Source organism: Providencia sp. PROV205 (assembly GCF_028479505.1).
Taxonomy (GTDB): Bacteria; Pseudomonadota; Gammaproteobacteria; order Enterobacterales; family Enterobacteriaceae; genus Providencia; species Providencia huaxiensis.
The window spans coordinates 17,388-28,591 of the sequence record NZ_JAMPNU010000027.1 but is presented as its reverse complement, the minus strand read 5'-3'; the positions used below and the strand labels follow the sequence as shown (position 1 = coordinate 28,591).

Here is an 11,204-nt window from a genome sequence, read left to right as displayed (position 1 = left end):
GCCCCACAGAGTGGGGCATATGAGTGACGACATTGCATTTATTGCTTTTATAATTCTATTCTACTGGCAAGAATCCTCTTGAACCACCTTTTTTTCACGGCGGAATAATTCTGTCAGTGGAGTACGTAGTTGTTGCGCTAACATTACCCCGAGTAAGACCACACCACCACCGATTAAATGGTAGCTTTTTAATTCTTCACCCAAGGCGAAAATGGCAATAATGGCGGTAAATACAGGGGCAAGGTTCATAAATATGGAAGTTGTATTTGCGCCGAGTTTTATAACCCCTTTGATCCATAAAGCTGGGGCGATGATAGAAGCTGCAATACCTGCAAATACCACTAAACCAATATTTTGGCTGTTCAGAGAGACATCTTCAGCTAATAAGAAATTAGGGAGCAGCATGATCACGCCAAAGAAAATTTGAACGTAAAGGGCATCCCAACTCGATAACTGAATTGACCAACGCTTAGTCAGAACACCGTACAGGGCGTATGCCGCAGACGCAACCAACATCATGGCTTCCCCTTGGCCTAAGCCTTGAGAGAACAACGCACTTGGGCTTCCTTGGCTCACTAGCCACACTAATCCACATAATGAGAGGATTGAACCTAGCACAATCCCCACGGTAGGAATAACGCGTAGCACAAAGATACTAATAATGACTGTCAATAATGGGATCAACGAGTTCATAATTCCCATAAAGGTGGCACTCACGCTATGTGCGGCATAATAAGCCAAGCTTTGGTATAACATCATCCCTAAAGCGCCTAAAATGGCGAGTTGCCACCAATGTTTCATGACCATTTTAAAATTTCGAAGCACAGAACGTAATACAAAAGGGGTCATGACAAGAAATGCCAGTGCCCAACGGTAAAATGAGATTGCCGCAGGGTCAATGGCAGTTGATGCCGCTTTGTTAACAATGGCGTTAATTGACCATAATAAAACCGCGATTAGCGGAAAAAGAAGATTTTTCATTAAAACATTCTCCCATATTGAATGGGCGCTAGTATACATCTGTCCGATTTTTTATATATACTGATAACCAGACAATCGATAACGCTTTTCAGACAGGACTATGGAAAACTTAAAATCAGACATTTGGCAAATCAGTGAATGTAATATTGCAGAACCCGAATTGGTGGCTTTTCGGCACGAGCAAACGGCAGCTCTCACTGAGTATAAATCCCATTCGCACCCCTTTGGACAAATGCTGTATGTGGTTTGTGGCATCATGGAAATGGAGGTGGCAGGTCAACATTATTTAGCACCACCAGAATTTTGCATTTGGATCCCAGCGAACATCCCCCATGCTAGCTTTAATAAAGAAAGTGTCAAATTTCGGATCATAGATTTTGCACATGAATACAACCAAGTGCTCGCCCAGCGGCCTTGTGTGATTAAGCTTAGCCCTATATTTCAATCAATTATGACGGACATGTATCAACGCGGTATTGTTCAACCTGAAACCGCGCAAGACTTGCGTTTGGCGCATGTGTTGATTGACCAATTTCCATTGTCTTCCTGCCAAGACACCTATTTGCCTGTTTCAAAAGACAAATTTCTTGCCCCCATTTTATTAGAGTTACAAAGCGACCCAGCCGATAACACGACATTAGCACAATGGGCAAAACGCTATTACACATCGGAACGCACGTTATCAAGACGTTGCCAGCAGGAGCTAGGTATGTCATTTAGTGAATGGCGCCAACGCTTGCGATATTTACATGCGGTTGCAGGGCTAGAAAAAGGGAAGAGTGTACATGAAGTCGCACTGGATGTGGGATATAGCTCCGCATCCGCTTTTATTGCAATGTTCCAGCAAATATCTGGCGTGACACCAGACCGTTTTCGAGTGAAAGAATTTGCCGTAGAAGGCAACCTCTAATAGGCATCTGGCTTAAACCGTGGCAAAATATTATTCCACTTATCTATATAAATAACGACACAAAACAAAAAAGTGATTGATTAGGACAACAGCGTGAAAATTTTAGTCGATGAGAATATGCCCTATGCTCAAACTTTATTTAGTGAGCTTGGTGAGGTAAAAGCGGTACCAGGACGCCCTATACCAGAACAAGAATTAATTGATGCAGATGCACTAATGGTGCGTTCTATCACTAAGGTTAATGAATCACTACTCAATAATACCCCGGTTAAGTTTGTTGGAACCGCGACTGCTGGTTTTGATCATATTGATACCGAGTGGTTATCAACGGCAAATATCGGTTTTTCATCAGCGCCGGGTTGTAATGCGATAGCGGTTGTTGAATATGTTATTTCCTCACTATTATTGCTAGCGGAGCGCGATAACTTTGATTTACGTGATAAAACAGTAGGAATTATTGGCGTTGGCAATGTCGGAGGGCGCTTAGCCGCTAGGTTATCGGCTTGGGGCGTCAAAACATTACTTTGTGATCCACCGAGAGCAGCCAAGGGGGACGACGAGCCATTTGTTTCTTTTGACGATGTCCTCGAGCGCGCTGACGTCATTACCTTCCATACTCCGCTGAATATGTCAGGGGAATATCAAACTTTCCATTTAATGGATGAAGCGCGTTTAGCAAAATTACAGGCTGGCACCATTTTGATTAACGCAAGCCGGGGTGAGGTAGTTGATAATAAAGCACTATTATCTGTACTTAACCGCGGGAAAAAACTCAGTGTTATCTTAGATGTGTGGGAGCCAGAGCCTGATTTAGACACCGCACTTTTAGCATTAGTGGATATCGGCACGCCGCATATTGCAGGTTATACGCTAGAAGGCAAAGCGCGAGGAACCACGCAAGTTTATGAAGCTTACTGTCAGTTTCTCGGCAAATCGTCACAAGTTTGCCTTTCATCCTTACTGCCTAAGCCAGATATCAATCAATTGACTTTCAATGGTAAATTAACGCAAAACCAGCTCAAAAGGTTAGTGCATCTCGTGTATGATGTGCGCCGAGATGACGCAGCGTTAAGAGCGGTTGCAGGGGTAAAAGGCGAATTTGATAAACTGCGCAAAAATTACCAAGAACGCCGTGAATGGTCATCCCTTGAAATTATTTGTGATAATGAACAAACGGCATCGAAACTGAATGCGCTGGGTTTTAAGGCACGTTTAACCCACGCATAATAAATGTAGTTAAAATGAACATCTAATTAAATAGCCCCTAATTATTGGGGGTTGTTTGATTTTTTTTATTTTTTAGAGGAATAGCCATGACTGAAGGTTGGAATATTGCAGTATTAGGCGCAACCGGTGCTGTAGGTGAAGCCATTATTTCACTGTTACAAGAAAGAGAATTCCCAGTCGGCGAATTGTATTTACTTGCCAGCGAGCGTAGTGCAGGGGAGAGCGTGCGCTTTAATGGTAAAAGTATTCAAGTTGAAAATGTGGCCGATTTTGATTGGTCACAGGCACAAATAGCTTTTTTTGCCGCCAATGAAGGTGTGAGCCGAGAATATGCCGATTTAGCAGCGCAAGAAGGGTGTATTGTCATCGATACTAGCGGTGTATTTGCCCAAGAACCGGACGTGCCATTGATTGTCCCAAATGTGAATCCGCAAGTGTTAGCTGATTATCGCAACCGTAATATTATTTCATTGGCAGATAGCTCTGTGAGCCAATTATTAACAGCGATTAAACCGCTGGTGGATGCCGCAGGGTTAGGCCGTATTACCTTGACAAATATGCTGTCGGTTTCCAGCTATGGTAAAGCCGCAGTCGACGAACTGGCCGGGCAAAGTGCGCGTTTATTAAATGGTATTCCTGCCGAAGAGGGTCGTTTTAGTAAGCAACTCGCGTTCAATATGTTGCCATTATTGGCTGACATGGAAGGCAGTGTGGTTCACGAACGTCGTTTGGTTGAGCAAGTGCGTAAGGTATTGCAAGATGATGGCTTGCCAGTTGCGGTGAGCTTCATTCAATCCCCTGTTTTTTATGGTAATGCGCAAGTCGTTCATTTAGAAACATTGCGTCCAATGAGTGCAGAAGAAGCTAACGACGAACTTGAACGTTTTGAGGATATTCAGGTCTCAGAAGAGGGTGATTATCCCACACAGGTGACAGAAGCGTCAGGTCATGACCAATTAAGCATTGGTTGTGTTCGCAATGATTACGGCATACCTGAAATTTTACAGTTTTGGTCAGTGGCAGATAACGTGCGTTTCGGTGGGGCATTGATGGCAGTAGAAACAGCAGAAAAACTGGCTCAGGAGCTGTTTTACTAATGTCTGAGTCTACACAGTTGTATCGAATCGCCTTAGGTATTGAATACAACGGCAGTCGTTATTTTGGTTGGCAACGTCAGCAAGAAGTTAAAAGTGTTCAAGGCTGCTTAGAAGAAGCTTTATCAAAAATTGCTGCGGAGCCAATTAGCGTGTTTTGCGCAGGGCGTACCGATGCAGGTGTGCATGCCACAGGGCAAGTGGTGCATTTTGAAACCTCGGCCATCCGTAAAGAGGCGGCTTGGACGATGGGGACGAATACCCATTTACCTGCGGATATCGCTGTCCGCTGGTGTAAACCAGTGGCCGAGGAATTTCATGCACGCTTTAGTGCGACAGCGCGCCGATATCGCTATGTGATTTTTAATCACCGTTATCGGCCTGCAATTTTGTCGAATGGCGTAACACATTTTCATTACCCGCTCGATGAAAAAAGAATGCATGAAGCGGCACAGGCGCTATTGGGTGAGCGTGATTTTACCTCATTCAGAGCAGTCCAGTGTCAGTCGAAGTCGCCATGGCGTAATGTGATGCATGTGAATGTCAGCCGCCACGGTAATTATGTGGTGGTAGACATCAAAGCCAATGCGTTTGTTCACCATATGGTAAGAAATATTGTCGGAAGTCTGTTGGAGATTGGCTGTGGCAATCAAAATATTGATTGGATGGCACATCTTCTTGAGTTAAAAGATCGCACGAAGGCAGCTGCAACCGCCAAAGCGGAAGGGTTGTATTTAGTGAGTGTCGATTACCCAGAGAAATTTGAGTTACCTCAGAATGTGATGGGGCCTCTTTTTCTGGCAGATGAACTGATGTAAAGCGAATTTTTATCTATCTCATAATTATTGCAAATAGCATGGATGCTATTATTAATGAGGATTATATGGAATTTATCACTTTTATTATCGACTTTATTTTACATATCGATGTACACCTTGCTGAACTGGTCAGAGATTATGGTACATGGGTCTATGGTATCCTGTTTCTGATCCTATTTTGTGAAACAGGGTTAGTGGTCACACCATTTTTACCTGGAGATTCGTTATTATTTGTTGCTGGCGCGATTTCGTCATTAGACAGCAATGACTTGAATGTCCATTTAATGGTCGCTTTAATGATCACCGCGGCAATTATTGGTGATGCAGTGAACTACACAATCGGGCGTATTTTTGGTGAGAAACTATTCAAAAATCCAGATTCGAAGATTTTTCGTCGTGTTTATTTAGATAAAACCCATGCTTTTTATGAAAAACATGGCGGTAAAGCGATTATACTGGCACGCTTTGTGCCGATAGTCAGAACTTTTGCGCCATTCGTTGCAGGAATGGGTAAAATGTCTTATCGTCACTTTGCGTTTTATAATGTGACGGGCGCGTTTATTTGGGTATTATTATTCACCTATGCAGGTTATTTCTTTGGTGAATTACCGTTCGTACAAAAGAATTTGAAATTACTGATAGTCGCGATTATCTTTGTTTCAATTTTGCCGGGTGTGGTTGAAATTATTCGTCATCGCCGGATCGCTGCAAAAGAAAAGCGTGCGGCAGCGCAAAAAATCGATAACCACTAAGCCGTTTAGCAAGGTGGTTTAACAAGTTTTTATCTACAGTGAGATATCATTGTGGTTTAATGGCAAAAAATTACATACTGGTGATAACCAGAGTGAATCAGACAAAAAGGTCCATTAATGAGCTGGATTGAAAAAATTTTAAAGAAAGGTAACTTGACCCAATCACACAAAGCCAATATCCCAGAAGGGGTTTGGACTAAATGCGATAGCTGTGGGCAAGTATTATATGGTGCTGAATTAGAGCGTAATTTATCCGTGTGTCCAAAATGTGACCACCATATGCGAATTCACGCACGTCAGCGTTTAGAAACCTTCCTTGATGAAAACTCAACAACGGAATTAGGTAGCGAACTTGAGCCAAAAGATATCCTTAAGTTCAAAGATTCAAAAAAATATAAAGACCGTATTGCTGCTGCGCAAAAAGAAACAGGTGAAAAAGATGCGATCATCGTGCTAAAAGGCACATTGAAAGGCATGCCTGTTGTGGCTGCAGCGTTTGAATTCGCCTTTATGGGCGGTTCAATGGCCTCTGTTGTCGGTGCGCGTTTTGTGCGTGCGGTTGAACAAGCTCTGGAAGATAACTGCCCATTGGTTTGTTTCTCTTCAAGTGGCGGTGCGCGTATGCAAGAAGCACTGTTATCATTGATGCAGATGGCAAAAACCAGTGCCGCATTAGCAAAAATGCAAGAACGTGGTTTACCTTATATTTCAGTATTGACCGACCCAACCATGGGTGGGGTATCTGCAAGTTTAGCTATGTTAGGTGATATTAACGTGGCTGAGCCGAAAGCATTAATCGGTTTTGCGGGGCCGCGTGTTATCGAACAGACGGTTCGCGAAAAATTACCACAAGGCTTCCAACGCAGTGAATTCTTACTTGAGAAAGGCGCGATTGATATGATAGTTCGCCGCCCTGAGATGCGTGACCGTTTAGCTGAAATATTGGCAATGTTAACCAATAAACCAAGCTTTAATGAGACACCTATCATCGTAGCGGAAACGGTTGAAATCGACATTAACGCCGTTGATGAACTTGATGCCCAAGAGCCAAAAAAGGATTCTGAAAAGCATAAAAAAGATGATGAGTAATCTAATCATTCCTAACGCCAAGTCTCCTTTGGAGGCTTGGCTTTCTTATCTCACCGACCTACATAGCCAAAATATTGATATGGGGTTGGAGCGAGTCGGTCAAGTTGCTAGGAAAATGAACCTAACGCAACCTGCCCCCAAAGTTATCACTGTCACTGGAACCAACGGCAAAGGAACAACCTGTCATACGCTAGAGTCCATTTTTATGGCTTCTGGGCTAAACGTTGGGGTTTACAGTTCACCACATCTTATCCGTTATACCGAGCGCGTTCGTATTCAAGGGCAAGAACTTCCCGAATCTGATTTCTGTGAGGCATTTGCCACAATTGAAGCCCAGCGTGCAGATATTTCGCTGACCTATTTTGAATATGGCACCTTGGCTGCGTTACAGTTATTTAAACAAGCTAAACTCGATATTGTGATTTTAGAAGTCGGTTTAGGCGGGCGGTTAGATGCGACAAATATCGTTGATGCTGACATTGCAGCGATCACCAGTATTGCCTTAGACCATATTGATTGGTTAGGCGCAGACCGTGAGCACATTGGTTATGAAAAAGCCGGCATTTTTCGCAAAGATCACTATGGTGTCGTTGGTGAGCCAGACATGCCAGCTTCAATTGCTCAAGTGGCTGAGCAGTTAGGTACGCGGTTATTTCGTCGTGGTGTGGATTGGCAATACAGTGAGCAAGAAAATAGTTGGTCATGGAAAAGTTCACAGCGTGAATGGCATAATTTGCCGTTACCCAATGTCCCTTTAGCGAATGCCGCGACGGCACTGGGTGTGGTAAGTTGCTTACTGGAAATTGACACTGATATTGCCCAGAAAGTGACTGAATCCGCTATTCATCAAGGTTTGAAATCGGCTCAATTACCGGGTCGATTCCAAATTGTCAGTGAAAAACCGTTAATGATATTGGATGTCGCTCATAACCCACATGCAGCTGGGTACTTAGTCAGTAAATTAGCCACCTTACCGGAAACTAAAAACCGTCGCATTCGCGCGGTGGTTGGGATGCTAGGCGATAAAGATATCAAAGGGACGCTTGAGTGCTTATCACAACAAGTCACCGACTGGTACCTTGCGCCATTAACTGAGTTTAGGGGAGCCGATGTGGCCCAACTTAGTCAATATTTACCAGCAGCTAACCAGTTTGGCAGTGTAGAAAAAGCGTGGCAACAAGCTTGCATCGATGCAAACGAGCAAGATGTGATTGTGGTGTGCGGGTCATTTCATACCGTCGCTCACGTCATGATGTTATTGGAAAATCAAGAAGGATAGTGCCGGTGGCTAGTAAATTTCAGAATCGACTTGCTGGCGCCATTGTGCTCGTAGCAGTAGGTGTCATTGTGCTTCCTGCTCTGCTTGATGGCGATAAAAAATACAATGAAAATGAATTTGCGGCCATTCCTATTATCCCTAAACCGGGTGATGAAGAAGATATTGAGGCAATAGCGCCTATTGTGAGTACGACAACCACCGCTTCTTCAGAAGGGGCTTCTGAAGCCATGTTGTCAGAAGCCATTACGCAGCAGCAAAACGAACAGGTTGAAACACGGCCATCGACAACAAGCCCTGCACCGAGCGTAGTTGAACCAGTCAAGCCGGATCCTAAGCCTGAACCTAAAGTTGAACCGAAGCCACAACCGAAGCCTGAACCTAAGCCCGAGCCAAAACCTCAGCCACAGGGCAAAGCATTTGTGGTACAAGTGATTGCATTGAACAATGCAAGTAAAGTTGAGGAGATAGTCGCTAAACTAAGGTTGTCTGGCTACCAAGTTTATACGGTGCCAGCAAAACCGGTGAATAATAAACTCACACGTATTTACGTAGGGCCAGAGGCCTCAAGGCAGCGCTTAGAAGCAGCTTTACCTGAATTGAACAAGATTACGGGAACAAAAGGAATAATTCAAAGCTATAAACCTTAAAATAGAATTTCAATAATCCCTAAAAGGTAAGGGGATTTAGTAACTTACTGCGGCGATTATGATTTTTTCTTTTCGCCGCTATTTTTTTAAAATTGATAGAAAAATGGTTACGCAAACGTTTTCGTTTTCTGTTAGAATGCACTTCGCTGATGTCGTGAGTGCGAATTTTGGAATAAAATATGGTCTGGATAGATTACACAATTATCGCCATTATTGGCTTCTCGGCACTAGTTAGCTTGATCCGTGGGTTTGTACGAGAGGCGCTCTCATTGGTTACATGGGGCTGTGCTTTTTTTGTTGCGAGTACGTTTTATCCTTATTTAGCGGGCTATTTTACTCGCTTTGAGGATGTGCTGGTTAGAAATGGCATTGCTATCGCTGCTCTGTTTATCGCCACATTAATTGTTGGCGCGGTGGTGAACTATGTGATTAGCTCGTTGGTACAAAAAACCGGGTTATCAGGCACAGATCGGGTTCTGGGGATCTGCTTCGGCGCGTTGCGTGGTGTACTGATTGTTTCGGCATTGCTGTTTTTTCTCGATACATTTACACCATTACCTCAAAGTGAGGACTGGCAGCGTTCGGAACTTATTCCGCAGTTCAGTCATATAATCAGGTGGTTTTTTGACTACCTGCAAAATGCGTCAAGTTTCCTACCGGAGAACATTTCTCCGTCTGGCTGATGAGGAAAGACTAAATGTGCGGTATTGTCGGTATCGCCGGTGTTACACCGGTAAACCAATCAATTTATGATGCTCTCACGGTGCTTCAGCATCGTGGGCAAGATGCAGCAGGTATTGCCACAATTGATGGCAAAAATAATATTCGTTTACGTAAAGCGAATGGCCTTGTAAAAGACGTCTTTGAAACCCGACATATGCTCAGACTACAAGGTTGTATGGGGTTGGGCCATGTTCGTTATCCTACAGCAGGCAGTTCGAGTGCATCAGAAGCACAGCCTTTCTATGTAAACTCACCTTTTGGTATTACCCTTGCACATAATGGTAATCTGACAAACGCTCACGAACTAACGCGAAGCTTATTTGAAACTGCTCGCCGCCATGTTAACACCACCTCTGATTCTGAAATACTACTGAACGTATTAGCGCATGAGCTGGATAGGTTTGACCATTTTCCTCTCGAGCCAGACAATGTTTTCAGTGCAGTGGCAGCCATGCATAAGAAAATACGCGGTGCATATGCATGCGTGGCATTAATTATTGGGCATGGCATGTTAGCCTTCCGTGACCCTCATGGTATCCGTCCGTTAGTATTAGGGCGCCGCATTACTGAAAGCGGTGAGCATGAATATATGGTCGCTTCAGAGAGTGTCGCGCTTGATACTTTAGGCTTCGAATTTTTACGCGATGTCGCTCCGGGTGAAGCGGTATATGTGACAGAAAGAGGGCAATTATTTACACGCCAATGCTCTGATAACCCACAATTAACCCCATGTATCTTTGAATATGTCTATTTTGCTCGCCAAGACTCTTTTATTGATAAAGTGTCGGTATATAACGCAAGATTACGTATGGGACAAAAACTGGGTGCCAAAATTGCCCGTGAATGGGAAGATTTAAATATTGATGTGGTGATCCCTATCCCAGAAACATCGTGTGATATTGCGCTAGAAATCGCACATATTCTTGATAAACCCTATCGCCAAGGTTTTGTGAAAAACCGCTATGTAGGCCGTACATTTATCATGCCGGGTCAGCAAGAACGTCGTAAATCCGTACGTCGTAAACTTAATGCGAACCGTGCAGAGTTTCGTGATAAAAACGTCTTACTCATCGATGACTCAATTGTGCGCGGAACAACATCTGAGCAAATTGTTGAGCTAGCGCGCGAAGCTGGAGCAAAAAATGTTTATTTTGCCTCAGCGGCACCCGAAGTGCGTTTCCCGAACGTGTATGGTATTGATATGCCAAATGCAAATGAATTGATTGCACACGGTCGTGAAGTGGATGAAATTCGTAAGCTTATCGGTGCAGATGGCCTGATATTCCAAGATTTAAGTGATTTGGTGGATGCTGTTAAAGAAGAAAATCCGGAAATCACGGAGTTTGAATGCTCGGTATTTGATGGTATTTATGTGACAAAGGATATCGACCAAAGTTATTTAGACTACTTAGAAAACTTACGGAAAGACGATGAGTTAAAGTTGAAGGACCAGAGTGAGGTTGAGGATCTGGAAATTTACAACGAAGGCTAAATTTTCGTCAATTTTCGTCATAGTGTAGGCTACAGCGTTGTTGGCTTCATTCAGCTACCCAAGTCACATACTTTTGTATGCTCCTTGGGATAGCTTCATTCGCCGCCTAGCTGTAACCGAAACTATTTAGAAAATTAGTTATAGTTTTATAACTATGATTATAACTATGATTTGAAATGAAAGGATAAGTTA

11 protein-coding genes are annotated in these 11,204 nt (G+C 43.5%); 10 read left to right on the top strand and 1 reads right to left on the bottom strand.

Annotated features, from left to right (window positions below; genetic code table 11):
• Positions 1-60 precede the first annotated feature (60 nt).
• Positions 61-981, bottom strand: coding sequence for a DMT family transporter (locus tag PR800_RS15810; RefSeq protein ID WP_102137616.1), 921 nt, complete (start codon positions 979-981; stop codon positions 61-63).
• A 100-nt stretch (positions 982-1,081) separates the two neighbouring features.
• Here PR800_RS15810 and PR800_RS15805 point away from each other — a divergent pair, with 100 nt between their 5' ends.
• From PR800_RS15805 to purF, 10 genes are all read left to right on the top strand, one after another.
• Positions 1,082-1,891 carry an AraC family transcriptional regulator gene (locus tag PR800_RS15805; protein WP_195697404.1) on the top strand — a complete coding sequence of 270 codons (810 nt, stop codon included), beginning with the start codon at positions 1,082-1,084 and terminating at the stop codon, positions 1,889-1,891.
• A 93-nt stretch (positions 1,892-1,984) separates the two neighbouring features.
• The gene (pdxB, locus tag PR800_RS15800; protein ID WP_210842783.1) at positions 1,985-3,118 is read left to right on the top strand and encodes a 4-phosphoerythronate dehydrogenase PdxB; all 1,134 of its coding nucleotides are present in this window, start codon (positions 1,985-1,987) and stop codon (positions 3,116-3,118) included.
• A gap of 86 nt (positions 3,119-3,204) precedes the next feature.
• Positions 3,205-4,215 (top strand): aspartate-semialdehyde dehydrogenase, encoded by a 1,011-nt coding sequence (locus tag PR800_RS15795; RefSeq protein ID WP_166264556.1) that lies wholly within the window; start codon positions 3,205-3,207, stop codon positions 4,213-4,215.
• Positions 4,215-5,030: a tRNA pseudouridine(38-40) synthase TruA gene (truA, locus tag PR800_RS15790; protein WP_166264557.1), complete on the top strand. Its 816-nt coding sequence runs from the start codon at positions 4,215-4,217 to the stop codon at positions 5,028-5,030. The genes PR800_RS15795 and truA overlap by 1 nt, the downstream gene beginning before the upstream one ends.
• Positions 5,031-5,095: 65 nt before the next feature.
• On the top strand, positions 5,096-5,782 hold the full coding sequence (locus PR800_RS15785) for a DedA family protein (RefSeq protein WP_042851864.1): 687 nt from the start codon (positions 5,096-5,098) through the stop codon (positions 5,780-5,782).
• A 117-nt stretch (positions 5,783-5,899) separates the two neighbouring features.
• Complete coding sequence (accD, locus tag PR800_RS15780; protein ID WP_102137621.1) at positions 5,900-6,871, top strand: acetyl-CoA carboxylase, carboxyltransferase subunit beta; 972 nt, start codon at positions 5,900-5,902, stop codon at positions 6,869-6,871.
• Complete coding sequence (gene folC, locus PR800_RS15775) at positions 6,861-8,150, top strand: bifunctional tetrahydrofolate synthase/dihydrofolate synthase (protein ID WP_210842785.1); 1,290 nt, start codon at positions 6,861-6,863, stop codon at positions 8,148-8,150. The genes accD and folC overlap by 11 nt, the downstream gene beginning before the upstream one ends.
• 5 nt (positions 8,151-8,155) lie before the next feature.
• Complete coding sequence (gene dedD / locus PR800_RS15770; RefSeq protein ID WP_102137623.1) at positions 8,156-8,797, top strand: cell division protein DedD; 642 nt, start codon at positions 8,156-8,158, stop codon at positions 8,795-8,797.
• A 179-nt stretch (positions 8,798-8,976) separates the two neighbouring features.
• Positions 8,977-9,480 carry a colicin V production protein gene (gene cvpA, locus PR800_RS15765; RefSeq protein WP_004912301.1) on the top strand — a complete coding sequence of 168 codons (504 nt, stop codon included), beginning with the start codon at positions 8,977-8,979 and terminating at the stop codon, positions 9,478-9,480.
• Positions 9,481-9,494: 14 nt separating this feature from the next.
• On the top strand, positions 9,495-11,012 hold the full coding sequence (gene purF / locus PR800_RS15760; protein ID WP_102137624.1) for an amidophosphoribosyltransferase: 1,518 nt from the start codon (positions 9,495-9,497) through the stop codon (positions 11,010-11,012).
• The last annotated feature ends 192 nt before the right edge of the window (positions 11,013-11,204 follow it).

Excerpts from the sequence above, each read along its gene's own strand:
- PR800_RS15795 (WP_166264556.1), top strand. The coding sequence starts at position 3,205 with ATGACTGAAGGTTGGAATATTGCAGTATTAGGCGCAACCGGTGCTGTA.
- PR800_RS15810 (WP_102137616.1), bottom strand. The coding sequence starts at position 981 with ATGAAAAATCTTCTTTTTCCGCTAATCGCGGTTTTATTATGGTCAATT.
- PR800_RS15785 (WP_042851864.1), top strand. The coding sequence starts at position 5,096 with ATGGAATTTATCACTTTTATTATCGACTTTATTTTACATATCGATGTA.
- cvpA (WP_004912301.1), top strand. The coding sequence starts at position 8,977 with ATGGTCTGGATAGATTACACAATTATCGCCATTATTGGCTTCTCGGCA.
- purF (WP_102137624.1), top strand. The coding sequence starts at position 9,495 with ATGTGCGGTATTGTCGGTATCGCCGGTGTTACACCGGTAAACCAATCA.
- truA (WP_166264557.1), top strand. The coding sequence starts at position 4,215 with ATGTCTGAGTCTACACAGTTGTATCGAATCGCCTTAGGTATTGAATAC.
- folC (WP_210842785.1), top strand. The coding sequence starts at position 6,861 with ATGATGAGTAATCTAATCATTCCTAACGCCAAGTCTCCTTTGGAGGCT.
- accD (WP_102137621.1), top strand. The coding sequence starts at position 5,900 with ATGAGCTGGATTGAAAAAATTTTAAAGAAAGGTAACTTGACCCAATCA.
- PR800_RS15805 (WP_195697404.1), top strand. The coding sequence starts at position 1,082 with ATGGAAAACTTAAAATCAGACATTTGGCAAATCAGTGAATGTAATATT.